The sequence below is a fragment of the Streptomyces sp. NBC_00076 genome (assembly GCF_045041235.1).
Lineage (GTDB): Bacteria > Actinomycetota > Actinomycetes > Streptomycetales > Streptomycetaceae > Streptomyces.
In genome coordinates this window covers 8,463,524-8,489,248 of sequence record NZ_CP108242.1, presented here as the reverse complement: position 1 = coordinate 8,489,248, position 25,725 = coordinate 8,463,524, and the positions used below count along the sequence as shown (strand labels likewise).

General features: G+C 70.4%; 22 protein-coding genes. 5 read left to right on the top strand and 17 right to left on the bottom strand.

Annotated features, from left to right (window positions below; all coding sequences use genetic code 11):
• The first annotated feature begins 7 nt into the window (after positions 1–7).
• On the top strand, positions 8–607 hold the full coding sequence (locus tag OHA64_RS38050) for a DJ-1/PfpI family protein (RefSeq protein WP_405621157.1): 600 nt from the start codon (positions 8–10) through the stop codon (positions 605–607).
• Positions 608–639: 32 nt separating this feature from the next.
• On the opposite strand, the gene OHA64_RS38045 is transcribed toward OHA64_RS38050, so the two are convergent.
• The 12 genes from OHA64_RS38045 to OHA64_RS37990 all read right to left on the bottom strand — a co-directional run bounded on the left by OHA64_RS38045 (position 640) and on the right by OHA64_RS37990 (position 15,279).
• Entirely contained in the window at positions 640–1,452 is an 813-nt protein-coding gene (locus OHA64_RS38045) for an ABC transporter ATP-binding protein (protein WP_405621155.1), read from the bottom strand.
• The gene (locus tag OHA64_RS38040; RefSeq protein WP_405624283.1) at positions 1,449–2,423 is read right to left on the bottom strand and encodes a FecCD family ABC transporter permease; all 975 of its coding nucleotides are present in this window, start codon (positions 2,421–2,423) and stop codon (positions 1,449–1,451) included. The genes OHA64_RS38045 and OHA64_RS38040 overlap by 4 nt, the downstream gene beginning before the upstream one ends.
• A gap of 65 nt (positions 2,424–2,488) precedes the next feature.
• A complete protein-coding gene (locus OHA64_RS38035) occupies positions 2,489–3,529 on the bottom strand; it encodes an ABC transporter substrate-binding protein (protein ID WP_405621153.1) in 1,041 nt (346 codons plus the stop codon).
• Between the two features lie 94 nt (positions 3,530–3,623).
• The gene (locus tag OHA64_RS38030; protein WP_405621151.1) at positions 3,624–8,030 is read right to left on the bottom strand and encodes an amino acid adenylation domain-containing protein; all 4,407 of its coding nucleotides are present in this window, start codon (positions 8,028–8,030) and stop codon (positions 3,624–3,626) included.
• A complete protein-coding gene (locus OHA64_RS38025) occupies positions 8,017–8,277 on the bottom strand; it encodes a phosphopantetheine-binding protein (RefSeq protein WP_405621149.1) in 261 nt (86 codons plus the stop codon). Before OHA64_RS38025 ends, OHA64_RS38030 begins: the two co-directional genes overlap by 14 nt.
• Positions 8,278–8,321: 44 nt before the next feature.
• Positions 8,322–9,890 carry a long-chain-fatty-acid--CoA ligase gene (locus tag OHA64_RS38020; RefSeq protein ID WP_405621147.1) on the bottom strand — a complete coding sequence of 523 codons (1,569 nt, stop codon included), beginning with the start codon at positions 9,888–9,890 and terminating at the stop codon, positions 8,322–8,324.
• A 38-nt stretch (positions 9,891–9,928) separates the two neighbouring features.
• On the bottom strand, positions 9,929–10,426 hold the full coding sequence (locus tag OHA64_RS38015) for an FcoT family thioesterase (protein WP_405621145.1): 498 nt from the start codon (positions 10,424–10,426) through the stop codon (positions 9,929–9,931).
• Complete coding sequence (locus tag OHA64_RS38010) at positions 10,423–11,313, bottom strand: TauD/TfdA dioxygenase family protein (protein WP_405621143.1); 891 nt, start codon at positions 11,311–11,313, stop codon at positions 10,423–10,425. Before OHA64_RS38010 ends, OHA64_RS38015 begins: the two co-directional genes overlap by 4 nt.
• A 62-nt stretch (positions 11,314–11,375) precedes the next feature.
• A complete protein-coding gene (locus OHA64_RS38005; RefSeq protein ID WP_405621141.1) occupies positions 11,376–11,615 on the bottom strand; it encodes an acyl carrier protein in 240 nt (79 codons plus the stop codon).
• Complete coding sequence (locus OHA64_RS38000; protein ID WP_405621139.1) at positions 11,612–12,679, bottom strand: beta-ketoacyl-ACP synthase III; 1,068 nt, start codon at positions 12,677–12,679, stop codon at positions 11,612–11,614. The genes OHA64_RS38005 and OHA64_RS38000 overlap by 4 nt, the downstream gene beginning before the upstream one ends.
• A 129-nt stretch (positions 12,680–12,808) precedes the next feature.
• Positions 12,809–14,284, bottom strand: coding sequence for an MFS transporter (locus OHA64_RS37995; protein ID WP_405621137.1), 1,476 nt, complete (start codon positions 14,282–14,284; stop codon positions 12,809–12,811).
• 242 nt (positions 14,285–14,526) lie between these two features.
• The gene (locus OHA64_RS37990; RefSeq protein WP_405621135.1) at positions 14,527–15,279 is read right to left on the bottom strand and encodes an aspartyl/asparaginyl beta-hydroxylase domain-containing protein; all 753 of its coding nucleotides are present in this window, start codon (positions 15,277–15,279) and stop codon (positions 14,527–14,529) included.
• 890 nt (positions 15,280–16,169) lie between these two features.
• On the opposite strand from OHA64_RS37990, the gene OHA64_RS37985 reads away from it, so the two are divergent.
• Positions 16,170–16,643, top strand: coding sequence for a copper chaperone PCu(A)C (locus OHA64_RS37985; RefSeq protein WP_405621133.1), 474 nt, complete (start codon positions 16,170–16,172; stop codon positions 16,641–16,643).
• Positions 16,644–16,797: 154 nt separating this feature from the next.
• Here the strand turns inward: OHA64_RS37985 and OHA64_RS37980 are convergent, their stop codons facing one another.
• The 5 genes from OHA64_RS37980 to OHA64_RS37960 all read right to left on the bottom strand — a co-directional run bounded on the left by OHA64_RS37980 (position 16,798) and on the right by OHA64_RS37960 (position 21,717).
• On the bottom strand, positions 16,798–17,484 hold the full coding sequence (locus tag OHA64_RS37980) for a sigma-70 family RNA polymerase sigma factor (protein ID WP_405621131.1): 687 nt from the start codon (positions 17,482–17,484) through the stop codon (positions 16,798–16,800).
• A gap of 309 nt (positions 17,485–17,793) precedes the next feature.
• Positions 17,794–18,459 carry a hypothetical protein gene (locus OHA64_RS37975; protein WP_405621129.1) on the bottom strand — a complete coding sequence of 222 codons (666 nt, stop codon included), beginning with the start codon at positions 18,457–18,459 and terminating at the stop codon, positions 17,794–17,796.
• Between the two features lie 152 nt (positions 18,460–18,611).
• Positions 18,612–19,127 carry a copper chaperone PCu(A)C gene (locus OHA64_RS37970; protein ID WP_405624281.1) on the bottom strand — a complete coding sequence of 172 codons (516 nt, stop codon included), beginning with the start codon at positions 19,125–19,127 and terminating at the stop codon, positions 18,612–18,614.
• A 44-nt stretch (positions 19,128–19,171) separates the two neighbouring features.
• Positions 19,172–21,451, bottom strand: a complete 2,280-nt coding sequence (locus OHA64_RS37965) for a heavy metal translocating P-type ATPase (protein WP_405621128.1) — start codon at positions 21,449–21,451, stop codon at positions 19,172–19,174.
• Positions 21,451–21,717 (bottom strand): hypothetical protein, encoded by a 267-nt coding sequence (locus tag OHA64_RS37960; RefSeq protein ID WP_405621126.1) that lies wholly within the window; start codon positions 21,715–21,717, stop codon positions 21,451–21,453. The genes OHA64_RS37965 and OHA64_RS37960 overlap by 1 nt, the downstream gene beginning before the upstream one ends.
• Before the next feature lie 504 nt (positions 21,718–22,221).
• On the opposite strand from OHA64_RS37960, the gene OHA64_RS37955 reads away from it, so the two are divergent.
• The 3 genes from OHA64_RS37955 to OHA64_RS37945 are packed head-to-tail and all read left to right on the top strand — an operon-like array spanning position 22,222 to position 25,692.
• On the top strand, positions 22,222–23,808 hold the full coding sequence (locus OHA64_RS37955; RefSeq protein ID WP_405621124.1) for an ABC transporter substrate-binding protein: 1,587 nt from the start codon (positions 22,222–22,224) through the stop codon (positions 23,806–23,808).
• A 20-nt stretch (positions 23,809–23,828) separates the two neighbouring features.
• Positions 23,829–24,797 carry an ABC transporter permease gene (locus OHA64_RS37950; protein WP_405621122.1) on the top strand — a complete coding sequence of 323 codons (969 nt, stop codon included), beginning with the start codon at positions 23,829–23,831 and terminating at the stop codon, positions 24,795–24,797.
• A complete protein-coding gene (locus OHA64_RS37945; protein ID WP_405621120.1) occupies positions 24,787–25,692 on the top strand; it encodes an ABC transporter permease in 906 nt (301 codons plus the stop codon). Before OHA64_RS37950 ends, OHA64_RS37945 begins: the two co-directional genes overlap by 11 nt.
• Positions 25,693–25,725 lie beyond the last annotated feature (33 nt).

Here is a 25,725-nt window from a genome sequence, read left to right as displayed (position 1 = left end):
CGCCGGTATGCCCGTGGAAGACACCCTGACCGTCGGCGTCCTCCTCTTCGAGGACGTCGAGGAACTCGACGTCGCCGGTCCCTGGGAGGTACTGGGGTTCTGGGCGGATCACATCGCGACCCGGCCGGTCCGGCTCCTGACCCTCAGGCCCTCGGCCGAGCCTGGTGTGGTGCGGTGCGCCAAAGGACTCCGCGTCGTCGCGGAACACGGCCTGTCCACCGCACCGCCGCTCGATCTGCTGGTCCATCCCGGAGGCAGCGGCACCCGCGCGCTGGTGAAGGACGAACCGCACCTGTCCTGGCTGCGGGAACTTCACCAGCGGGGAACCGTCCTGGCGAGCGTCTGCACAGGTTCTCTGGTTCTCGCGGCCGCTGGACTGCTGGCCGACCGGGCTGCGACAACTCACCGGGACTACCTCGACAAGCTCGCGAAGGTCGACGGCTCGATCGACGTGCACGCGGACGTCCGGTACGTCGACGACGGTGACATCGTCACGTCCGCCGGTGTGTCGGCCGGCATCGACATGGCGCTGCACCTGGTCGGCCGGTTCGGCTCGGACGAGGAGCGGGAGCAGACCCGGCACGGCATCCAGCACGAAGCCTCCTGAACGGGCCTGGTCCGCACGGCGGATGAGAGTAGTTACCGCTCGGCGGCCGCAGGCTCCGGCTCGGGCTCCCTGTCGAGGGCGAGCGGTCGAGCGGCGTAGGTGATGCGGACGACGCCGTCGGCGTGCCGTTCCGTGGTGCCCCGTACGCCGAAGACGTCGCGGAGGAGGTCCGGGGTCAGGACCTCCAGCACGGGTCCCGCCGCGGCCACCGCGCCCTCGTGGAGTACCACGAGGTGATCGCAGAGCCGGGCGGCGAGATCGAGGTCGTGCAGGACGGCCAGAGTGGTGATCCCGGTGGAGCGGATCAGGTCCAGGAGCTCGAAGCGGGCGCGGATGTCCAGGTGGTTGGTGAGCTCGTCCAGGACGAGGAGTTGCGGACGCTGGGCGAGGGCGCGGGCCAGGAGGACGCGCTGGCGTTCGCCGCCGGAGAGGGTCGCGTAGTCGCGTTCCGCGAAGGGGCCGACTCCGCAGCGGGCCACCGCCTCCGCCACCGCCTCGCGGTCCTCGGTACCGTCCCGGCCCATGAGGCCGTGGTGGGGTGTGCGGCCGAGGGCGACGATCTCGGTGACCGTCAGGCCGCTGGTGGTGCCGGCGTCCTGGAGGACGGCCGCTGTGCGGCGGGCGGCGGTGCGCGTGGACAACTCCCACACGTCGTCGCCGCCCACCCTGACCACTCCTTCGGTCGGGCGCAGTGAGCGGTAGACCGTGCGGAGCAGGGTGGACTTGCCGCTGCCGTTGGGGCCCACGAGCCCGACGATGTCTCCCTTGCCGGCCTCCAGGTCGACCGCCCGGAGGATCGGCTTGCGGTCCAGGGTGATGTGGAGCTGGTCGACGGTCAGTTTCATACGGTGTCCATGCCCTTGTTACGGCGCAGTAGCCAAAGGAAGAAGGGGGCGCCGAGCAGGACGGTGAGGATGCCCAGCGGCAGTTCGTTGGGGCGGTTGAGGGTGCGGGAGAGCAGGTCCACGAGGACCAGGTAGACGGCGCCTAGCAGCGCCGTCAGGGGCAGCAGTCTGCGGTGGTCGGCGCCGACGGTGAGGCGGACCAGGTGGGGGATCATCAGGCCGACGAAGCCGATGCCGCCGGCAACGGCGATGACGGTGCCGGTGAGCAGCGCGCTGATGATCAGCAGAATGCCGCGCAGCCGGCTGACGTCCACGCCGAGCGCGGTGGCGGACTCGTCCCCGGCCAGCAGCGCGTTGAGGCGCCGTCCGAACAGGGTCAGGACGACAGTGCTGGTCAGGACCACCACGGTGACGGCAGGCAGTTGGTCCCACTGGGCGCCGGCCACGCTACCGAGCATCCAGAACATCACGGTGCGCAGTTCGGTGGGCGTCGCCATCAGCTGGACGAAGCTGGTCAGTGAGAGGAAGACGTAGCCGACGATGACCCCAGCCAGGACCAGCCGGGTGGGGGCCAGTCGGCCCCCACGCTGTCCCAGGGCGAAGGCGAGGAGCCCGGCCGTCAGCGCGCCGACGAAGGCCGCGCCCGACACACCGAGACCGCCGAGGCCCGCGAGCGTGGCCCCGCCGAGGGTGATGACCAGCACGGCGCCCAGGGAGGCGCCGTAGGAGAAGCCGAGGACGACAGGGTCGGCGAGCGGGTTGGAGACCAGGGTCTGCAGGACCGCTCCGGTGACGGCCAGGCCCGCGCCGACCAGGGCGGCAAGGGCCACGCGGGGTGCCCGGAACGTCCATACGATCTGGTCCAGCGCCGGGTCGCCGGTAGCCCCCTGTCCGGTGACGTGGTGCAGGAGGACTCGCCACACGTCGCCGACCGGGATGTTGACCGCGCCGATGCTGACCGCCACCACCATGACGGCGACGAGCACGACGGACAGGGCACCGACGGCGAGGGACAGCCTCAGACCGTTCAGCCCGTTCAGACCTTGTCGGGGTGCAGCATCTCGGCGATCTTCTCGACCGCCAGGTCGTTGCTCGGGCCGAGGTACATCGAGTCCGACAGCGCCACGTACTTCTTGTTCTTCGCGGCCGGCCACTGGGGGAACTCCTTCAGCAGTTTCTTGGCGTAGGCCGCCGGGTTCGGGTCGTTGTAGCCGATGACGACGAGGGCGTCGACGTCGGTGGCGGCCACCTTCTCCTTGCTCAGGTCGGCGAAGGAGGTCTTGGACGCGTTCTCGAAGGCGTTGGTGCCGCCGGCCTTGGCGAGGATGTCGTTGTAGATGCCCTTGGCGACGACCGAGCTGAAGTCGTTGCCGCCCATGGCCATGTTGGAGAACAGGACCATGACTTTGGGCTGCTTCTCACTCTTCACCTTGGTGGAGACGTCGGCGATGCTCTTCTCCGACGCGGCGATCAGCTTCTCGGCCTCGTCGCTCTTGTCGAAGATCCTGCCCATGTCGCGCAGCAGCGTGTAGCTGTCCGCGATGGTCATCTTCGAGGTGTCCTGGTCGCAGCCCTGCGGGGAGACGTAGGTGTTGGCCCCCACGTCCTTGAGTTGCTCGCGGGTGGCGAAGCCGTTCTTCTCGTCGAAGCCGTACGACGTCGTGGACAGCACCAGGTCGGGGCGCAGTCCGATCATCGCCTCGCGCGGGATGTCATAGGCGTCGTTGAGCTTGACGTCGCCGGTGGGCAGCTTCTTGATGGCTTCGGCGCGGCCCTCGACCTCGGACATCCCGTAGGTCTGCTGGTTGGCGACGATGGTGTCTTCGAGGCCGAGTGAGAGCAGGGTGGAGACCTCGGCGACCGAGGCGCCGTTCATGACGACGACCCGGCTGGGCGCCTTGGTGAACTTCTCGGACACTCCGCAGTTGTCGAGGGTCACCGGGTAGCCCGACGTCGCCGCGGCGGCGGACGCCTTGTCGCCGGTGGCGCCGGTCTGCTCGGTCGACTCGGCGCAGGCCGTGGTGACCAGACAGAGGGCGCCGGCCAGGGCGACGGCGACCGGCCGTGTCTTCGACATGCGGGGCTCCTTGCTGCGAGGTGCTCATGCAGTGAGTACAGGTTCTGTTGCAGTAGTCGGGGGAATGTGCGCGTGAGTTCCCGTAGGTGCCCAACTACTTTGCAGGCAGGGCGAGATGAACCTTTCCCCTGACCGGGGCGGGCAGTTTTCCGGTGGTGACGCAGTGGTCGAGGTAGCGGAAGACGAGGTCCCGGTCGACAGGCGGGCAGGTCATGCCGCTGCTGTGGAGACCGTTCACGACGTTGTCGGATCGGACGCGTCCCAGGCGCAGGTCGGGTCCGCTCGTGCCGTCGGCGTCCGTGTCCCAGGAGTCGAAGAAGGCGAGCGTGGTCGCCGCCGCATCCGAATCGACGGAGGAGCCTGGCAATTCGGCTCGCCACTGGGGCAGTGGTAGGCGCCGCAGCCGGTAGCCGTATTCCTCCAGCCAGTCGTAGAGGTCGCTCAGCCGCACCGGGGCCGTGGTGGCGTGGTTGAAGACGGTCGCGCTCGGCGGGCGCTGTCCGAGGCAGAGGTGGACGAGAGCCTGGGCGACCTGGTCGACCGGCGTCCAGGTCTCCTCCTCGAACAGCTCGGGAACGATGCCCGCGGGGACCCCGGCGCGCAGCACGCTCCACAGGAAGTCCCGCTCGTTCACGTAACCGGTGGTGCGCGGGCCGACGATCCGGCCGAGCCGGTGCACGGTCACCGGCAGGCCCCGCTCGGCGGCCTGTTCCAGCAGGCGCTCGGCGGCCCACTTCGACTGCTGGTAGCCGTACCGCAGTCCGGAATGGGGCGGGAGGAACGTCTCCGGGACTTCCGGGCTGAGGGCGAGGGGCGGGGCGACGGAGAGGGTCGACACGAAGTGCAGGGGTGTCGACCGTACGGCCGCCAGGCGCAGCAGGTCCCTGGTGGACTCTGTGTTGGCGGCGCGGAGGGTGGCGTAGTCGCGCATGATGCTGACGGTCGCGGCGTTGTGGAGAATCGCGCCGCAGGTGCGGGCGAGTTCGGCGAACGTCTCCTCGTCCAGGCCGAGGCGGGGGCGCGCAAGGTCGGCTGGGACCGCCGTGATGCGTGTGTGCGCCCCGTCCGGGAGGTGGATCAGGTGGGTCTCCAGGGCCTGGTGGAGGCCGGCGGTGGCCTCGGCGGGGCCCGGGGCGCGGACGAGGCAGACGATCTCCGGGCCGGTGGTGGCCAGGAGCTCCGCGAGCAGGTGTACGCCGACGAAGCCGGTGGCGCCGGTGAGCAGAATCCGGTCGGGTGCGCCGGGCGCCGTTCGAGGGCCGTCGCCGGGGCGGATGTCCGGAGCGAGGACGGTGTCGGCGAGGAGCGACTCCGGGAGGCCACCAGGTGCGGTGGGCCGCGCCTGCTGTTCCAGGAATCCCGCTAGCTCGGCGGGGGTGGGGTGTTGGAAGAGCCAGGCGACCTTGATGTCACGGCGTAGTTCGACGCCCAGGCGGTTGGCGACCTGGATGGCCTGGAGCGACTGGGCGCCCAGGTCGAAGACGTCGTCCCGTGCGGAGACGGTGGCCACGCCGAGCACCTGTTGCCAGGCGGCCGAGATGGTGCCCTCCAGGGTGCTGTGGATCGTCACTCGCTGCTTGCCAGGGGTGGCCAGCGTCTTCCTGTCGGTCTTCCCCGAGCTGGTCCGGGGCAGGCGGTCCAGGAACTCCAAGGCCGACGGGATCATCGCGGCGGGGAGTGTCGCTCTCAAGTGGTCCCGCATCAGGGCCGCGTCCGGAGCGGGTCCGTCCGGGACGACGTACGCGACCAGGCGCCGCGTCCCGTCGTCCAGCACCTGGCCCACGACGACGGCATCGCGGACTCCCGGGTGCGTCAGGAGGGCGCTCTCGACCTCGACGGGGTGGACCCGATGTCCGCTGATCTTGAACTCGGTGTCCGACCGGCCCAGGTGACGCAGCTGCCCGTCGTCGCCGATGCGTACGAGGTCTCCGGTGCGGTAGGCGCGCGGTGCGCCGGAGAGGCGGTCGAGGGGAGCGAAGCGGGTGGCGTCCGGGGCGCGGTCTCCCCGGTAGCCGGAGGCCAGGTTGTCACCCAGGAGATGGAGTTCGCCGTCGACGACCGCGGCACGGGTGCCGGGAAGCGGCAGCCCGATGGGGACGTCTCCCGGCGCGAGGGAGGGGTCGTGCAGGTCGGCGACGGTGGCGACCACGGTGGCCTCGGTCGGACCGTAGGTGTTCAGCAGCCGCACCGACGTACCGACTGCCTTGCGCCAGCGGTCGACGCGCTCGGGGAGGGCCGCCTCGCCGCCGATGACGACGGTGTGTACCCCGGCGGGCAGTGCGGCGGAGCCGGTGGAGACGGCGTAGGCGAGTTCGTGCCAGTAGGCCGTGGGCAGATCGAGGAAGCTGATCCGCAGCCGGGCGCAGGCGTTCAGGAAGCCGGGGAGCGAGTCGGTCATGTCGTCGGTGCGGACGACGAGGGTGGCGCCCGCGCACAGGGTGAGGAAGATTTCCTCGACGCTGGTGTCGAAGTGCAGGGGCGCGAACTGAAGGACACGGTCCGCGTGGTGGAGGCCGTAGCGGTGGGTCGCGCCGGCGACGAAATGGGCGAGGGCGCGGTGGCCGATCTCGACGCCCTTGGGGCGGCCGGTGGAACCGGAGGTGTGCAGGACGTAGGCGAGGTCCTCCGGCCCGGGTGCCGTCGGTTGTCGAGGGACGGCATCGGGTGCCGTCAAATGTAGGGGGACCTGCTCGGGTGCCGTCAGCTGCCGCGTAATCGGCGGCCCGGGTGCCCCTGGCTGCGGGATCCCCTGCTCGGGGCCCTGCTCCTCCAGTACGAGTGCGGCTCGGTCCCCGAAGTCGTCGGCGCGGGCGCCGGTCGTCAGGACGAGCGCGGGCCGGGCGTCGTCCAGCAGTTCCGCCCTGCGCGCCGGAGGTGCCGTCGGGTCGAGCGGACTGTAGGCAGCACCGGACAGCAGCACACCGAGGATGGCGGTCACGGCCTCGATGCCGCGCGGCAGGGCGACGGCCACCAGGTCACCACGGCCCACCTGTCGGGCGGCCAGGCGGCGGGCCACCTCACGTGCCGAGCCGTAGAGCTGCGCGTACGTGATGCCGCGTCCGTCGTGCTCGACGGCGACGGCACCACCGCGCCGGGCGGCGTGGTCGGCGATCAGGCCGAGCACCGGCCGCGCCGGGCCCGGCAGCGGCCCCCCGTCCAGCACGGGAACGGGTACGGCCTCGCGGGCACGCAGGTCACCGAGCGCCCGGTCGGGGGCGGCGACGGCCTCCTCCAGCAGGGAGAGCAGCCCTTCCTGGAGCGCGGCGACCTCCGCCTCGGTGTAGAGGTCGGGATTGGCGTCCACGGCGATACGCAGTCCCGCGCCCTCGGAGCGGTCGTAGACGTTGACGGAGAGGTCGTCGACGGGGCCGGCGGAGACGTTGTGGACCGTGCTGCGGTGCCCGGCGAACCGCAGGTCGTACTCGAAGGGCATGATGTTGACGCCCGGCCCGGACAGGCGGCGCTGTCCGCCGAGGAGTCTGAGGTCGCGCCGCAGTTGTTCGTAGCGGTAGCGCTGGTGCGGGAGTCCGGCGCGGAGTTCGCGGGAGATCCGGGGTGCGAGGTCGCGCAGGCTGTCCGAGGCGGTGACGGGGATGCGCAGGGGCAGGATGTTGCGGACCATGCAGGGGACGCGCAGCGATACGGAGCCGAGGCGTCCCATCGCCGGCAGGCTGAGGACGATCTCCGGGGCCCCGGTGACGTGGTGCAGCTGGGCCGCGGTGACGGCCAGCAGAATCTCGGACCAGGTGACCTTGAGGTCACGGGCGGCGGCGCGCAGGGTCTCCGTCCGTGCCGCGTCGAGGTCGGCCACCCGCCGGTGGAAGGTGCGCGTGGGCAGGGCCGTACGGCCTGCCGGGGTCGCCACCGGCGGCCGGTCCGCGTACCGGTCCGCCCAGTAGGCACGGTCCTTGGCGAAGCGGGGCGACTCCCGGTAGGCACGCTCCTCGTCCCGCACCGAGGCCAGGGTGCCGAATCCGCCCTCCCCCACCGGCTCGCCCGCAGTCAGGGCCGTGTAGACCTCGGCGACCCGGCGGGCGACCAGCGACAGGCCGAAGCCGTCGAGGGCGATGTGGTGCACGCGGTGGTACCAGAGGTACTGCTCCGGTGCGATCCGCAGCAGGGCGTGGCCGAAGACGGGGCCGCGCGTGAGGTCGACGGGACAGGCCATGTCCTCGTCCATCCAGGCCAGGGCCGCCGCGTGCGGGTCGGGCTCGGCGGTGAGGTCCGCCGAGTGCGGGCGCCAGTCGCCGGCCGGGGCGTCCACCTGCCAGGGGTGCCCCTGGTCGTCGACGACGAAAGCGACGTTCAGGGCCTCCGTCTCCGCGACCACGTGCCGCAGGGCCGCGTCGAAGACGGCCGGTTCCACCGGTCCGTGGATGTGCACGTACTCGGCCGTGTTGTACGCGGGGCTGTCCGCGTCGAGCTGCTGGCCGGTCCAGATGCCTTCCTGGGCGGCCAGCAGCGGACGGCGTATCTCGGTCTCGTCGTCACGCGCCGGCATGGTGGTCCGCTCCCTTGTGACGTGCGGAGAGCAGCTGCCACCACTGGGCGAACGAGGTGCACTCGGCGAGTTCGATGAAGGTCACGTCCACTCCGGTCTCCCGCCATCGCTCGATGAGGGTGACGATGCGAAGGGAGTCCAGTCCGGCGTAGAGGGGGTTCTCTTCAAGGTCGACCTCGTCGGGCCGCAGGTACAGGAACTCCGCCAGGTCCGCGCGGAAGTCCTCCAGCGTGAGGGGAGCAGGCATGTCGTTCTCTCTCAGTAGCGCTCTCAACCGGGCTTCGAAAGCGGTCAGTTGACCTTGCGTGCGGAGTCGCCCCAGAAGCGGTCGCGCAGTTCGCGGCGCAGGATCTTGCCGCTGGGGTTGCGCGGGACGCTGTCGATGAACTCGTAGCGGGCGGGCAGCTTGAAGCTCGCCAACTGCGGGACGAGGAAGGTGTGCAGGTCGCGGCGGCTGGGCTCCTGCCCGGGAACAGGGACGACGAAGGCGTGCACGTACTCGCCCCAGCGTTCGTCGGGGGCGCCGACGACGACTGCCTCGGCCACGCTCGGGTGACCTTCCAGGACGTTCTCGATCTCGGCCGGGTACACGTTCTCCCCGGCGACGAGGATGGCGTCCTTGATCCGGTCGCGGATGAAGATGTAGCCGTCCTCGTCGATGTAGCCGGCGTCCCCGGTGTGGATCCAGCCGTCGACGAGGGTCTCGGCGGTCTTCTCGTGCAGCCCCCAGTACTCGACCATGTGCGCGGGCGTGGCCAGACACACCTCCCCGACCGCGCCCGGCGGCAGTTCACGCCCTTCCCCGTCGATCACCTTGCCCCGCACCCCCGGATACGGGCGGCCGGCGGCCTGCATGAGGGTGCCACCCGGAACGTGGGCGGCGGGCGGCAGGCATACGGCGGTGTTGCCGGTCTCGGTGAGGCCGTAGATCTGGGCGAACTCGCACTCCAGGACGGCGAGGCTCTCCTCCAGCAGCGCCTCGGAGATCGGGGAGCCGCCGTAGACCGTCTTGCGCAGGGTGGTGAAGTCCTTCGCGCCGACCCCGGGTTCGGTCAGCATCATGCGGAGCATCGCCGGGACCACACAGGCGGTGGTGATACCGAGGTCGCGGATGAGGTCGACGGCCTGGCGGGCGGCGAAGGCACGCATCGCGACTACGGTCGTACCGGCGTTGAAGTTCTGCGTCGCCCACCACAGGCCGCCGATGTGGAATCCGGGGATGCCGATCAGCGCGACGTCCCCGGCACGCCAGTCGATCCAGTCCAGGCCCTCGCTCGCCAGGGCGTCACGGATCGCGAAGAAGCTGCGGTGGGCCAGCACGACGCCCTTGGGCGGTCCGGTGGTACCGCTGGTGTAGAGCTGGGCGACCGGGGTGTCGGGGGTGGCGTCGTCCGGTGTCGTCGGGTCGGTGTCGGGGCGGGCCGCCTTCCAGGCGGTGAAACGCTCGCCGAGCGCCACGATCGTCTCCGGTGGCGCGGTCGGCATCTTCTCGACGATCGGCGCGAACTCGTCCTCCAGGAACAGCAGTCGGGTGCCGGAGTCCTGGAGGATGTGGCTGACCTCGGGCGCGGTGAGCCGCCAGTTGACGGGGACGAGGACGGTGCCGCTCTTGGCGCAGCCGAAGAGGATCTCGTAGTAGTGCTCGGACTCCTTGCCCAGGTACGCGACCCGGTCGCCGGGGGTGAGTCCAGCTGCCTGGATGGCGTGGGCGACGCGGTTGCTCTCGCGGTGCAGTTGCCCGTACGTCAGCGTGCGGCCCTCGCAGAGAACCGCGCGGGTGGTGGGCTGGTGCTCCGCGTGGAAGCTCGCGGTCTGGACGAGGGTCTGGAGCTGTGGGTGGTGGAGCCTGTCCATGGTCATGGATCTCTCGCCTCGGGTCAGGGACGTTCAGGGGACGCTCAGGGGACGTTGACGAACGCCAGGGTCGCCTCGCCGTCGCACCGGCCCGAGTCGGCGTCCCAGTAGCGGAAAGCGGTGTCGGCGTGCAGGAACGGGCTGCCGCCGGCCGGGGCACGACGGGTGACGGAACGGAATTCCATCTCCCCGGAGAATGCGCGGGGGTTGACCGGTCTCCGGAAGTTGGAGGTGAAGCGAGCGATCAGGATGTCCGGGAGCTGGTGTTTCCAGAAGTCGTCCAGCGTCCAGGATTCGAACCCCGACCCCCATCCTTCCTTCACGGACTTCGCGACTAGGTAGTACATCATCTGGTTGTAGCAGATGTTCACCTCCACGGAATTCAGATGACCGGTGTCGTCGATGTAGCACGACTCGGGTATCGCGAATTCACAGCGGGCGACGGACCGTCCGTCCTGGTCGGTCACTTCCACCGAACGCAGGTACCTGCAGTGCCATTTGTAGGGCTGCAGCACGCGGTCGAGCAGCGGCTCGTCGGTCATACAGCTCTGATCCCGTCATGCAGCTTGCGCTCGTCGTGCACGGTGACGCGGAAGGAAACGGTCGGCTCGGGCGTGGTCGTGTGCCGGGCGCGGTGGATGAGGCTGCGGTTGTCCCAGACCAGCAGGTCGCCCTGTTCGAAGCCCTGGAGGTGGATGCCGTCGTCCTCGAAGGTCTCGTCGAGCTGGCCGGTGGCGTCGAACAGCCGCTTGAGCAGCTCCTCGTCGAGCGGGGTGCCGTCCTCGTCCTCGATGCCGACGGTGAAGCCCTCGCTGATGTAGAGGACCGTCTCGCCGGTCATCGGGTGGGTGAAGGTGGTCGGCTGACGGACCGCCGGGGTTTTCCGCTCGACCTCCTGGATTATCTCCGAGAGGGGGCGGTAGACGTCGTGCGGCCGGATCTTGAAGTACTTGCGCACCGAGTGCCTGCAGTACGTCCCCGCGATGTCCTTCTTGAGGTCATCGGGCAGCCGGTCGTACGCCCGGCCCATGTCGATGAAGTAAGTACCTCGGTTCTTCTCCGGAATGACCTGGGGGTGGATCAGCGTGATACCGAAGGGGTCCGGCATGAACTGGTAGTCGGCGTGCCAAAACTTTCCCGTCTTCGGTACACCGATCTGCTTCCCGTCCTTCGGCACGTTGGAGGAGACGAATATCTCCGGGACCTCCGGGTGCTTGTACATCGGCTCGTAATAGGTCTCCGGTCGGCCCAGGCGTTTGCCGAGCGCGAGGAACTCCTGGGGAGTGAGGTGCTGGCCCTTCAGGACAGCGATCTTCTTGGTGTAGACAGTGCTCTTGAGTGCCGTGATGTCGGCGTCGGTCGCGGTGACGTGGTCGAAGCCCTCGACCGTCGCGCCCATCGCGTCGCAGGGCTGTTCCTTGATCTGCATTCCTGTGGTTCCTTCCGCGAGTTCAGGTGGAATCAGGTGGAATCAGGTCGCTTCAGGCGGCCTCAGACGGTCGTCCGGCGCGCGTCCACGAGTCCAGCGAGGTCGTCGAGGGTGAGCTCGGGTTGAAGTTCGTCGTCGCCGACCGCCACACCGAGATCGCGTTCGATGCGGATACTGATCTCGACCGTCGTCAGCGAGTCGACGTCCAGTTCGCCGAGGGTCGCCTCGGGGCGGATCCGGTCGGCGGGGGCGTCGTGCAACCTCGCGAGGATCTCGACCAGTTGCTCGTACGTGGTGCTCATGACGTCGTCCGTTCTCCTTGGTCGTCCGGGATGTACGCAGGGGCCGGCGCGGGCAGCGCGGGCCAGGTCAGGAGGCAGGCGCCCCAGGTGAGGCCACCTCCGAAGGCGGTGAGAAGCAGCCGGTCGCCGGGCCGGATCTGCTGTCCGGCCGCCGCGTCGGCCAAGGCGAGCGGGATGGACGCGGCACCCGTGTTGCCGACCGAGTCGACATGGGTCACGCAGCGCTCGCGCGGGAGACCGAGGTCGTCGGCCACCGAGTGCAGGATCCGCAGGTTGGCCTGATGCGGGACGAAGTGGTCGACGTCGTCGATCTTCCAGCCGGCCCGGGACAGCGTGGCGCGCGCCGACTCCGCCATGCGGGTCACCGCGTGGCGGTAGACCTCCTTGCCGCGCATCGCGAAGTGCCGTTCCTCGCGGCTGGGTTCGCCCGGCAGGGAACGCTGTCGGGAACCGCCGGCCGCGACCAGGTCCTCGTGGGCGCCGTCGCTGCCGAGGTCGAAGTGGCCGACCGCGCCGGGCTCGTCGGGATGCCCGGCACGCAGGACGACCGCTCCGGCGCCGTCTCCGAAGATGATCGCGTTGGCCCGGTCCAGCGGGTCCACGATCGTGGAGTAGGTGTCGGCGCCGATGAGCAGGACCCGTTCGGCGACACCGGCCGCGATGAGGCCGGCGGCCGAGGCGAGTCCGTAGACGAACCCCGTGCACACCGCCCCGATGTCGAAGGCGGCCGCTCCCGTCAGCCCGAGCCGCGCGGCGACCGCGGGCGCGGTGGCCGGGCAGGTGTGGTCCGGGGTCGTCGTGGCGACGACGACCGCGTCGACCCTGCTCACCGAGGCCGAGGCGAGTGCCCTGCGGCCTGCTTCGACGGCCAGGTCGGAGGTCGCCTGCCCGGCGTCGACGACGTGCCGTCGGCGGATTCCGGTCCGGGTACGGATCCACCCGTCGTCGGTGTCGAGCCGCCGCGCGAGGTGCTCGTTGGTCACCACACGGGACGGCACCCATCCGGCCAGCCCGCACAGGACGGCGGCCGGAGGAACACAAGGACCGGCGACGGCAGTGGACATGGAGGTTCTCCTGGCATGACGGAGGACGGCCGGGCAGCCCGGACACGGGACGGAAGAGAGGTCGCGAGAAAAGAGAGGGAGCAGGGAGGGGGCGGGTATGGAGGAGAGGGGCAGGAGGAGCAGGGGGACCTAGGCGCCGCTGGCCCCCTCGGCCTCAACAGCCCCGGTGGCCCCGGTGCTCCCGGCCGCCCCGCGCAGGACGAACAGCGCGAGTGCCCCGCAGCCGATGCCGCCCGCGATGACGAAGACGGCGGTGCGGATGCCGTCGAGGAGCCCGGGGCCGGACGCGTTCTGTCCGACGCCGCCGGCGAGGGCGACGAGTACGGCGAGGCCCACGGCGCCGCCCACCTGCAGGCTGGTGGACGCCATTCCGGAGGCGATGCCCTGGTCACCGGGGGCGACCCCGGCGGACGCGGCGATCCACATCCCCGTCCACGCCGCCCCCTGGCCGAGGCCCAGCAGCAGGATCCCCGGCAGCAGTGCCGGATACGAGCCGTCCGCGGTGATCGCCAGGCCGAGCGCCCCGGCTCCGGCGGCGCCCAGCACCATGCCACCCACCAGCATCCGGCGCACCCCGAAGGCGGACACGGCCCGTTCACCGGCCTGGGTACCGACCGCGACCACCACGGCGGGCACGAGGAACGCGAGCCCGGTCGCGACCGCGCTGTAACCGTGGACGGTCTGGAAGTACAGGGTGAGGAAGTACGGCACCGAACTGAACGTGGCGCTGAACAGGGCGGTCACCCCCATGGCCGCGAGCAGGCGACGGTGGGCGAAGAGCCTTGCCGGTACGAGCGGTTCGCGCGATCGCCGCTCCACGAGGGCGAAGAGCGTCAGCAGTACGACGGCCAGCGTCGCGCTGGTGAGGACGGTGGGCGTGCCCCAGCCCTGCGCCGGGGCCTGCACCAGCAGGAACACCAGAAGCGTGATCCCGCCCGTCGCGGTCAGCGCACCCGCCATGTCGAAGTGCCGCGAACGGTCCCAAGGCCCGTCCGCAGGGAAAAGCAGCCACCCGGCCACCGCGAGGGCACCCGCGACGGGCACGTTGACGAAGAACACCGAGGACCAGCCGAACGCCTCCACCAGGACCCCGCCGAGCAGGGACCCGAAGCAGAGCCCGCCGGCGCCCGCGGCACCCCACACCGCCAGGGCCCGGTTCCGGTCCGGCCCCTCGTCGTACAGGGTGTTGATCAGGGACAGCATCGCCGGGAACAGCAAGGAGCCGCCGATGCCCTGGATCCCCCTGACGGCTACCAGCACACCGGGCGACTCGGACAGGCCGCCCACGAGGGACGACCCCGCGTACAGCAGCGCCGCGAGGACGAACATCCGGCGCCGGCCGAGCAGGTCGGCGGCTCGGCCCCCCAGCAGCAGGAAGCCAGCAGTGGCCACGACGTAGGCGCTCACCACCCACTGCAGGTCGTGGTCGGAGAATCCCAGCCCCGCGCCGATGTCGGGCAGCGCGACGTACACGATGTTGTAGTCGAGCGAGATGACGAGCTGCCCCAGCGCCAGAACGAACAGCGGAAGCCCCAGCGACTTTCGGAGCGGATTCGCCACCGCCTCCACGGGCTCTTCCGGCCCTGTCGACTCTTTCACAGACATTCTCGATCACCCCCTCTGAATCAGAGCATCAGGAATTTCCGCAATTTGCGCGAAGGAAATTCAAGCATCTGATCGTTTTCAGTCAGCCACCGTAGCAGCATGCACCGGGCTTGGGAACGGCCAAATTCTCGACAGGCATTGCCTTTCCATTGGATATCAGGGCAGCACCGTTTTCCGGCAGCCGCAGACCGCCGGGCCTGGAAGTAGAGGTATTCCGGGTCTCAGGGAATTTCCTATCGCCGTCAGTCTTCCCCCATGAGCCGCCGGATCTCGGTGATGAGGGCGACCAGCGCCCGGCGTTCGGGAGTGGTGGTCTCCGGGTGCCAGAGGTCGATGAGCAGGCATGTTCGTGGGCGGACGCCCTCGTTGCGCGCCTCGTGCTCGAAGGAGTAGTCGAAGAGCAGGCACTTGCCCTCTTCCCAGTACCGCGTCTCCCCGGCGACCGTGATGCTGCACCCGTCCGGAATGTCGACGGCGAGATGCAGATTGATGCTGAAGTTCCACAGGTCGCAGTGGGGTTCGACGACGGCGCCCGGCAACAGGGTGGAGAAATGGGATTCAAGGAGAGGGCAAATCTTCTCCGTGTCGACGACGACGTCCTTCAGCACCTGATAGGCGGTGGGCGCCGTGGCGGCCGACTCCGTTACGAGACCGCCTTTGCGGAACAGATAGAGGGCCTGCCAGTTCTCCTGCCGTGTCAGATAGTGCTCGTAGTCCGAGAACGCCTCCCGACGCGCTTCCCACGCGGCGTTCAGCTCCTTCTTGATCGCCTGATGACCGCCCTCCAGTGCGTGGACGACGGGGGCGAGTTCGGCGTAGGCGTAGGGATCGTGCCAGGGAGTCGGAGAGAGTCCCGGCATGATCCACTTGGCTGCCTTCTGCAGCGGATGCCGTGCGCTCCCGCCCGGCTCCAGCATCTGCTCGACCCGCGTGACCGACTCCGCACCGTACTCGGCTCTGATCGCGGCGAAGGCGCTCTCTATTTCCGGCGTCACGCGGCACTCCGGGGCCCCGCACCCAAGGCCAGAGATCCGCGATCACGAGGCTGACGTCTTCGTATCACCCGCACTGAACCACCTTCGCCCGAAGTTCCGCACCCCGCCCCACCGACGACCTGGCGGCGCGGGTGGCCCAGCGGGTGTTGAGCTGCACTGTCGGACTAGTAGTCGGCCGCGGCAGGGCTTGAGTTCCCGTGACTTCGGGTCAATTTCCTTTGAGACAGCAGCAGTTGGGAGCCCCGGACCGTGATGTCAGACGGGCGCGGACGTGTTGGGGCAGGGCAGCCTGCGAAAGTGACCTCTGCCCCGGCCGGCCGCATGTACAGGTAGTCGTGCCGTCGGGCCATGGAGTTCCCGTGCTCGCACAGCGCGTCGTTCACGTGCTCTCTCGTTCGAGCGGCGTCCCGGCTTCCGCCGTGGCACGGACCCTGCGATGCGCGGGCCGCGGCCCCGAGACGACCGACTCCACGAACAGAGAGAGCAACCCGCTCAGCACCAGGCCAACCGCGCAGCCCACCAGGGCACCCAGAAGGCCGCCGAACACGGAGCCCAGCCAGGCGTAACCGCCCGCCACCACGGCCAGGGTGGCGGATGTCAGGGGCCAGGCCCCACCGACGCCTGTCCAACGGTGTGCGGACCGGGCTGCAGTCTCTTCTTCCCACGGCCATCCCCGCGACGGTTCTTCCCTCGGCTCTCGCACAGGCCCCAGCACGTGACCACCCCTTGCCGGCCGCGGCCACGCAGTTCCGCAAACACGTTCGATCCGGGCTTCGGGGGAGTTTCTTCCCCGCCGCCACGGCAAGGAACCGGCCACCTCCGCACGGACCGGGAACCACCTTGTCCCACGCCCCGACCACTGACACATGAAGCCGAGAAGCCCGATGCACATGACACGCATGACGCGCCGGTCGCGGAGCACACCATCCGGAATCGTCCCGCCGTCCCGCGCGGCCCGATCAGCGAACGTACTGCGGGCCGTGGCGGCGCCGTTGGGCGCCTCCTTCGGCGCGCTGGCACTGCTGGTGGCCTATACCGCGACCGGTGCGGCCGGGGACGCGCCGCCCATGGTCACGGTCGGCTACGCGCGCATCGTCGCGGCACCCGCACGCTCCGACTCGACCGCCGCGTACTTCGAGATCCGCAACACCGGTTCGTCGAAGGACACCCTGCTGTACGCCGAGTCGACGGAACTGGGCGTCAGCGTCGTCCGCCGGACCGTCCGCCGGACCGGGACGGGTCGTACGGAGCCGGCCTGGGCCGTCGACGTCCCGGCGGGCGGCACCGTGCGCATGGCGCCGGGCGGACTCGGGGTCGTGATCCTGGATCCGCCCGTACTGAAGGCCGGGCAGTGGGTGCCGTAGACCTTGTGGTTCCGGCAGAGCGGAAGGGTAGTCGTCCGGGCGACGGTGACCGAGAGTGTGGGGTGAGCCCCGGAGACCAGGGGCAGCCGGAGGACCGGCAGGGGTGCCGACGTCCCCCGCGAGGGGCGAGCACCGGCACCCTTCCCTCACGCGGTCATGCGGCCACGGCGACGGGAACGCGCGGTTCCTCGGGACCGCCACCACCGCCGCCACCACCCCCGGTACCGGCGTCCCCGCCGGCATCCGCCTGGGCGAGAAGCTCGATCAGGGTCGCCCGGGCCCGAGCCACCCGCGAGCGGATCGTCCCGACAGGACAGCCACTGATCTCGGCGGCCTCCTCGTAGGGCAGCCCCGCCAGCTGGGTGAGGACGAACGCCTGACGGCGCTCTGCGGGCAGCGCGTCCAGCAGGTCGAGCAGGGCCACGCCCTCGTCGAAGCCGGGCAGCCCGGTCGGCCGTGCCCGCTCGGCCGAGATCGTCCAGTCGTCCGCGTCGACCAGGCGAGGCCGCGCGGCGGCGTACCGCAGGTTGTCGGCCACCGTGCGGCGGGCGATGGACAGAAGCCAGGTGCGTGCCGAGGAGCGGCCCTCGAACCGGTGCAGGCTGCCGAGCGCCCGCAGGAACGTGTCCTGCGCGAGGTCGTCGGCGAGCTGACGGTCGGCGGAGAGGTGGGTGATGTAGCGGACGACATCGGGACGCAGTGCTCGCACGAACCGGTCGACGGCTTCGGGGTCACCGCCACGGGCGGCCAGTGCCCAGGCGGTGGAAGACTCGTCGCGCGATGCTCGCTGATGCCTCTCATCGCGTATCGCGCGCGGGGCGGGCAGGACAGGAGTGATCACCTGTGTGTCCTTCTCGGGTTGTCCGGGACCCGGCACGGTGACGCACGCGACCGCACACTGACACAGCGGCATACGCGGCCGGGCAGGGGCACGGCGGTGGACTCGACCGCACGCCGGCACACCTGCCGCGCAGAGCGCGTGGTGCGCCATCGCGGAAACTTCCCGGAACGGGGTGGAAGTGGGATGGGGCCGTACGCCTTGCGACGTGAACGACCCTGATCCGAAGACCTGTCCCTGTCCCCACCCCGGGGCACCGACGTCGCGGCGCTCGTGCGGAGGGGAAGGGGCTGCCTCGGGGAACCGGCTGTCTCAGACGACAGCGGTCCCGGCCGGAGGACCCCGAGAGATGATCGTGTGGGCGAGCGTCAGCCGCGGCACCCGCTCCGCCCGCTCGCTCATCGGCCGCGGGCGCGGCCAGTGCGGCGGCGGGGTGTTCAGGGCGAGTGGCAGTCGCAGCGGAGCGGCCAGCCATCCCGCGACGGCCCGCAGCACACGAAACGCGGCCCGTTCGCCGTGGCCCAGCCACAAGCCGGTCAGCAGAGCGGCCAGAGCGTGGGCGGCAAGCATGCCGAACGACGACGAGCCGCCGCCCATGTCATGCGCCACATGACCGAGGTGCCCGGCGTCCGCCGAGTGGCCCGTCCCCATGGCACCCATCGGGCCCATGTCCATCGCATCCGTGGACACAGAGCCCATGGAGGGCATGGAGTCCGCCGAACCCGCCGACTGGACCAGCGAGAAGGCCGAGTGGAGCGCGCCCTGGGCGAGCACGACGACGGACACCACCAGCGGGACCCCGCGTTCGCGGCCCGCCAGACACCAGCCGACGGCGCACGTGCCGACGAGACCGGCGGCCAGGGTCCACCAGGGCACGGTGGAGCCCGACATCAGTACGTGACCGAGGGCGGCGAGCAGCACACAGACGGCCGCGAACACCGCGGCCCGTACCGTGCGCGCACACCACCCAGCAGTCATGAGGGCCTCATCCTCGCATCCGGGCTCCGCCCGTCACAGATGGGTACGCACAACACCCGGCCCCATGACTCAACTCCGAGCCAGTGATATGGACCACACCATCGTGCCGGAACTCGACGAACGTACCGGCCGACGTCACAAGGATGGGGAGGTCAGGCCCCGCCCGGACGGTCCACGACCGCGAGGGCCCGCACGGCCCCGCTGTGCTCGAAGTGCAGCGTGAAGTCGACGAGGTCGCCGGCCTTCCAGTCCGCGTTCGCCGGAAGGATCACGACGATGCCGGTCGGAGACATGGCGAGGGTGCCACCGGCCGGGACGGCGACCGAGGCCACCGTCTGGTCGGATGCCGTGTTGGCGGTGACCATACGGTGGCGGCTGAGCCTGGTGGCACCGTCGACCTCGGCGGCGATCACCTTCAGCAGCCGGTCGTCCGAGCCCCCGCTGTTGGTGATCCGGAAGAAGGCCGCCGTCTCCGGGATGTCGCCGGTGGGCAGGAACACCCGGCCGTCGGTGACGGCGATACGGGCCGGGGTTCCGGCGTTGCCGTACACGGCCCACAGGCTCAGGCCGCCGAGGGCGAGGACGCAGGCGACGACGGGGGCCAGGGCGGTGAGCAGCGAGTCGGTGAGCCGCCTGCGCGTGGGCCGCCAGAGGGTCTGGTCGGTCATCGGGGGTGCTTCCGGGTGGGCGGGGGCGGCCGAGAAGCTGCTGGTCATCGGGTACGTCTCCGGGTCGGGGCCGCGGGCGAGGGCTGCCAGGTGCGCAGCCGCAGGCTGTTGGCGACGACCAGCACGGAGCTGGCCGACATGGCAGCGGCGGCGACCATCGGATTGAGCAGGCCGACCATGGCGAGCGGCACGGTGACGACGTTGTAGCCGAACGCCCAGACGAGGTTGACGCGAATGGTGCCCAGCGTGCGCCGGGCGAGCAGGATCGCGTCTGCGAGGGCCTCGATGTCACCGCGCACGAGCGTGACGTCGGCCGCTCCGATGGCCACGTCCGTACCGGTGCCCATGGCGATCCCGAGGTCGCCGCCGGCCAGCGCGGCGGCATCGTTCACCCCGTCACCGACGACCGCGACGCGATACCCCTGCTCCTGGAGGTCCAGTACGAGATCGGCCTTGTCCTCGGGGGTACGGCGGGCGTGCACCTCCTCGATGCCCAGCGCGGACGCGACGGCCTGGGCGGGCGCCTCGCGGTCACCGGTGGCGAGGACCGGCCGCACTCCGAGCTTGCGCAGTCGCTCGACGGCCCGATAGCTGCCGGGCCGGACGACGTCGCCGATCTCGATCAGGGCCTCGACCGTGCCGTCCACCCGTACCACCACGGGGGTACGGGCTGCGACCTCGGCCGTCGCCAGCGCGTCCGCGAGCGCGGTGGGCAACTCGTCGTCCGGGGCGAGCACTTCGACGAGCCGTCCCTCGACCCGGCCGCTCACTCCGCGCCCGGGCAGAGCGACGAACCCGCTCACCTCCGGCAGCCGCCGCTCGTCCGACCCCCGCCGGGCATAGGTGGCCACGGCCCGGCCGAGCGGATGCTCCGAGCCCTGCTCGACAGCCCCCGCCAGCCGCAGAATGGCATCGCGCCCGAGCCCGTCCGGTACGGCGGTGACCTTCGCGACACTCATGTGCCCGGTGGTGAGGGTGCCGGTCTTGTCCAGGACGACAGTGTCAATGTGCTGCAGCCCCTCCAACGACTGCGGCCCGGTGACGAGCACACCCAACTGGGCACCCCGCCCGGTCGCCGCCATCAGCGCGGTCGGCGTCGCGAGACCCAGCGCACACGGACAGGCCACGACCAGAACGGCCACACACGCGGTGATGGCCGCCTGCGGGTCGGCCCCGGCACCCAGCCAGAACCCGAACGTGGTGGCGGCCAGCGCCAGCACGACGGGCACGAAGACCCCGGCCACGGTGTCGGCCAGCCGCTGGGCGCGCGCCTTGCCGGCCTGCGCCTCGGTGACCAGGCGGGTGATGCGCGCGAGTTGCGTGTCGGCGCCCACAGCGATGGCCCGTACGAGCAGCAGCCCACCGGCGTTGACGGCGCCGCCGACGACGGCCGACCCCGGCCCGACCTCGACCGGCTCGCTCTCTCCCGTTACCAGGGACAGATCCACGGCGGAACTGCCCTCCATCACCTCACCGTCGGTGGCCACCCGCTCCCCCGGCCGCACGACGAAGACCTGCCCCGCCGTCAACTCCTCGATGGGGACGAGCCGTTCGGTGCCGTCCGTGTCGTGGATCGACACCTCCTTGGCGGCCAGCCGGGCCAGCGACCTCAGCGCCGCCCCGGTCCCGCGCCGGGCCCGCGCCTCCAGGAACCGCCCCGCCAGCACGAACAGCGGTACACCGACGGCCGCTTCGAGATAGATGTGCGCGACCCCGTCCGAGGCGGAGGGCACAAGTGTGAACGGCATCCGCATCCCGGGATCGCCCGCTCCCCCGAGGAAGAGCGCGTACGCCGACCAGGAGAAGGAGGCCATCACGCCCAGCGACACCAGGGTGTCCATGGTCGCCGCGGAGTGGCGCAGCCCTCGTACCGCCCGCACATGGAAGGGCCAGGAACCCCACACGGCGACGGGCGCGGTGAGGGCGAAGCACAGCCACTGCCAGTTGCGGAACTGAAGATCGGGCACCATCGACAGCACGAGCACGGGCACCGCGAGCAGGGCCGTGACAACCAGCCGGTCACGCTCCAGCCTCATGTCCTGGGACTCGTCACCGTCCGCAGGCTCCTGCCCCTCACTCTTGCTCTTGGGCGGCTCGGGCAGGGCCGCCGTGTAGCCGGCCCTCTCCACGTTCGCGACGAGTTCGTCGGGACTGATGTCCGCCGGATGACTCACCCGGGCCCGCCCGGTGGCCAGATTGACGGTCGCCGTGACCCCCTCCAGCTTGCCGAGCTTCTTCTCGACCCGGTTCACACAGGCCGCGCAGGTCATACCGCCGACGGTCAGATCGGTGGTCACCAGGGCGGTCACCGGCTCCGCGCTCATCACCGGCCTCCCTCGTGCGTGCCGTCCATACCGCCCATGCTCCCCATGTCGCCCATGTCTTCCGCCCCTTCGCCGGCGCCGCCGCTCGTGCCTGTGCCCGTGCCGTGCATGCCGGGCGCGACGGGCCCGGCGGCGGCTCCGACGGCGTAGGACGCCGTGAAGATCAAGGCCAACAGCAGGAGAAAGCCGCAGAGGGCGGGCGGCGGGGTCGTTTTCCGCAGGAGCGCGGCCACACCGGGTAAGGAGGCCTGCCGGGACTCGTCCATCAACCGCGTCTCCAGGTCACGTCGTAGGGCGTCGTTCGGATCGCGCCGTACCGATGGAGTAGTCGGAGCAGCCGGTGGCCGAGTTCCGAAGCGCCCATGTGTCTCACGTCACATGAGAGGCGACCGCCCCGCAGGCCACGCCGACGGACGACTGGCGCCCCTGTCGACGGTCGTCATCGGCAGGGCCACCAGTCGACTCACCCGGCCCGTGATCCGGCGGAGCGACTCCGTGCGAGGGCGAACACCGCCGCCACCAGGCCCAGCACGCCCGCGGCCAACCCTGCGGCGCCGAGCCCGCGGGCCGTGGAATCACTGTGGGCCAGGCCACGGTCTCCTCGGAGCTGTCGGAGACTTCGGCCTCGCCGACGCGGCAGTCACGGTTCCACTGCGCGCGCCCTCCGTAGTCCCGTTGGCCGTGCCGGACTGACCTCGGGACGACCCGGGTAACCCTTATCTGCAATTAATATGCAACAGCGTTTCATCAGCAATAAGGGTGTGAGGTCCATGACGGTCCGACGGATACGGACAGCCGCAACCGCTGCGGCGATACTCACCGGTGTCGCCGCCTGCTCGGCCCCCGGCGACACCGGTGGCGACAGCGCCTCGGCCGACTCCGTCGTGATCGGGGTGGCGTCCGAGCCGGACACCCTCAGTCCGCTGCTCGGCTACGGCAAGGACGGCAACTCGAAGATCTTCGACGGGCTGCTCGCCCTGGACGCCGACCTGAAGCTCAGACCGGCCCTGGCGAAGGCGCTGCCCGAGGTCGCCGGCGACGGCCTCACGTACACCTACACCCTGCGCGACGGCGTGGAGTTCAGTGACGGTGAGCCGCTGACCGCCGCCGATGTGGTCTTCACGTACGAGACGATCCTCGACGAGAAGACGAACAACACCGCCCGCAGCGAACTGGACACCATCAAGGAGGTGCGTGCGGACGGCGACGACAAGGTCGTCTTCACCCTCAAGTACCCGTACGCGCCGTTCGCGGGCCGCACGGTCCTGCCCGTCGTCCCCGAGCACATCGCCGGCAAACAGGACCCCAACACCGGCTCCTTCAACACCGAGCCCATCGGCACCGGCCCGTACCTCCTCGCCTCCTGGAGCAAGGGCGAGAAGCTCACCTTCAAGGCCAACCCCAACTACTGGGGCGGCGCGCCGAAGGTGAAGAAGGTGACGATGGCGGTCATCGAGGACGACGACGTGCGTGCCACCCGGATGCGCTCGGGCGACCTCGACGGGGCAGTACTGCCGCCCAACCTGGCCTCCACCTTCAAGGACGACAAGGCGAGGAAGACGTACGACGCGAAGACGTACGACTTCCGTACCGTCACCCTTCCCCAGGAGAACAAGGTCACCGGCGACCGAGCCGTCCGGCAGGCTCTCGACGCCGCCGTGGACCGGCAGGCCATGGTCGACAAGATCCTCGACGGGGCCGGGCGGCCGGCGTACGGGCCGCTGCCGGTCGACGACCCCTGGTTCGCCCAGGGAATCGAGCGCGAGCAGGACCTCGCCAAGGCCGAGCGGATCCTGGACCGGGCGGGCTGGAGGGCCGGTGACGGCGGCATCCGTGCCAAGGACGGCCGACGAGCCTCCTTCACCCTCCTCTATCCCTCGGGCGACAAGGTCCGCCAGGACCACGCCCTCGCCTACGCCTCCGACGCCAAGAAGGCCGGTATCGAGGTGAAGGTGGAGAGCGCCACCTGGGAGGTCATCGAGCCGCGGATGAAGGACGACGCGGTCCTCGCGGGCTTCGGCAGCAACGGCGACCCCGACTTCGGTCTCTACACCCTGCTGCACTCCTCCCTCGCCGGGGACGGCTTCAACAACATGGGCCGTTACGACAACACGGCCGTGGACAAGGCGCTCGACACCGGCCGCCGCAGCCAGGACCGGGCCGCACGCGAGGCCGCCTACGACACGCTCCAGCGTGAGCTGGTGAAGGACCCCGGCTACACCTTCCTCACCCACATCGACCACGTCTACGTACTCGCCGACCGCTGGAACGGTCTGACCACGCAGGTCGAACCGCACGAGCACGGCTTCGCCAGCGGCCCGTGGTGGAACCTCGAAACCTGGCAGCCGAAGAAGTGACCCGACTCCCCTGGGGAGCGATGGCACGACTGGCGGGACGGCGGGCCCTGTTCGCCGTCCCCGTCCTCCTCGTCGTCACCTTCGGCGTCTTCGCGGTCGCCGCCGCCTCCCCCTTCGACCCGGTCAAGGCGTACGCGGGCACGGCCGCCCTCGGCGCCGACGAGCAGACCCTGGAGCGGCTGCGTGAGAACCTCGGCGTGGACCGGCCGTTCACCTCTCGGTGGTGGGACTGGCTGACCTCCGCGCTCGGCGGTGACCTCGGGCAGTCGAGCGTAATGCGGCAGCCGGTCGCCGAGGTCATCGGCGAACGCCTCGTCTGGTCCAGCCTGTTGTGCGCGGTCGCCTTCGTGGCGGCCGTGCTGACCGGCACGGTCCTCGGAGTGCTCGCCGCCCGCCGCCCCGGGTCCCTGGTGGACCGGGCCGTCACCTCGCTCTCCTACTCCCTGGAAGCCGCCCCCGTCTTCTGGGTCGCCCTGCTCGTGATCTGGCTGTTCGCCCTCCAGTGGGGTGTACTCCCGGCCGGCGGTCTCACCGACACCGCCAGCGAGCAGGTCACCGCGGGCCAGGTGGCGAGCCATCTCGTGCTGCCCGCCGGGGTGCTCGCGCTCTCCCAACTCCCCTGGTTCGCCCTCTACGTACGCCAGGGCGTCGGCGACGCGCTAGCCGAGGACCCCGTACGCGGGGCCCGGGCAAGGGGGTTGAGCGAGCAGACCGTCCTGCTCGGCCACGCCCTGCGCTCCGGACTGCTGCCGGTCCTCACCCTGGTCGGCTCCCGCGTGCCCGAACTCATCACCGGTGCCCTGCTGGTGGAGAGCGTCTTCAGCTGGCCGGGCATCGCGGCGGCCACGGTGGAGGCGGCCACCGCCGTCGACTTCCCGCTGCTCGCCGCCCTGACCACCCTGGCCACCGCCGCCGTACTCGTCGGGAACCTGCTCGCGGACCTGCTCTACGGCCTCTTCGACCCGAGGGTGAAGTTCAGTGACATGTGATTCCCCGGCCGACTCCCGTACCTCCTCCCCTGCCAAGACAGCCTGGCGGTCGTACGGCACCAACCGCCGTTCCACCCGGGCGGCGCGCGTGCGCGTCTCGGCGGTGCTGGTGGCTGTGACCGTCCTCGCCGTGCTCCTCGTACCGCCACTGGTGCGGCTCGACCAGCAAGCCGTCGACCTGGCCGCGAAACTGCTGCCACCGAGCTGGTCGCACCCCTTCGGCACCGACGACCTCGGGCGCGACCTGCTCCTGCGCTGCGTCTACGGCCTGCGGGTCTCCCTGCTGGTCGGGGTCGCGGCGGCTCTCACGGCGACCGTGATCGGTACGGCCGTCGGGGCCACCGCCGGGGCACTGGGCGGCTGGGTCGACCGCCTCGTCATGCGGCTGGTCGACACGTTCTCGTCCGTGCCCCATCTGCTGATGGGCATCTTCATCGTGGCGATGTTCCGGCCCGGTGTCTGGCCGGTGGTGGTCTCGGTCGCACTCACCCACTGGCTGTCGACCGCCCGGATCGTGCGCGCCGAGGTGCTCTCCCTGCGCTCGCGACCGTACATCGACGCCGCCGTCTCCGGGGGTGCGTCGAGGTGGCGGGTGGTGGTACGGCATCTGCTGCCCGCCGTGCTGCCCCAGGCGGCGCTGGCCGCCGTACTGATGGTGCCGCACGCCATGTGGCACGAGTCCGCCCTGTCCTTCCTCGGACTCGGCCTGCCCACCCATACGCCCAGCCTCGGCACCCTCATCCAGAGCGCCCGGGGCTCCCTGCTCGCCGGTCAGTGGTGGCCGACCCTCTTCCCCGGGCTGTTCATCATCGTGCCCACGCTCGCCATCGCCGGTCTCGCCGGCGCCTGGCGGGAGCGGATCAACCCCCGTCGCCGATCGGAGCTGATGCTGTGACTCCCGCTGAGCGACCTCCCGTCCTCTCTGTAC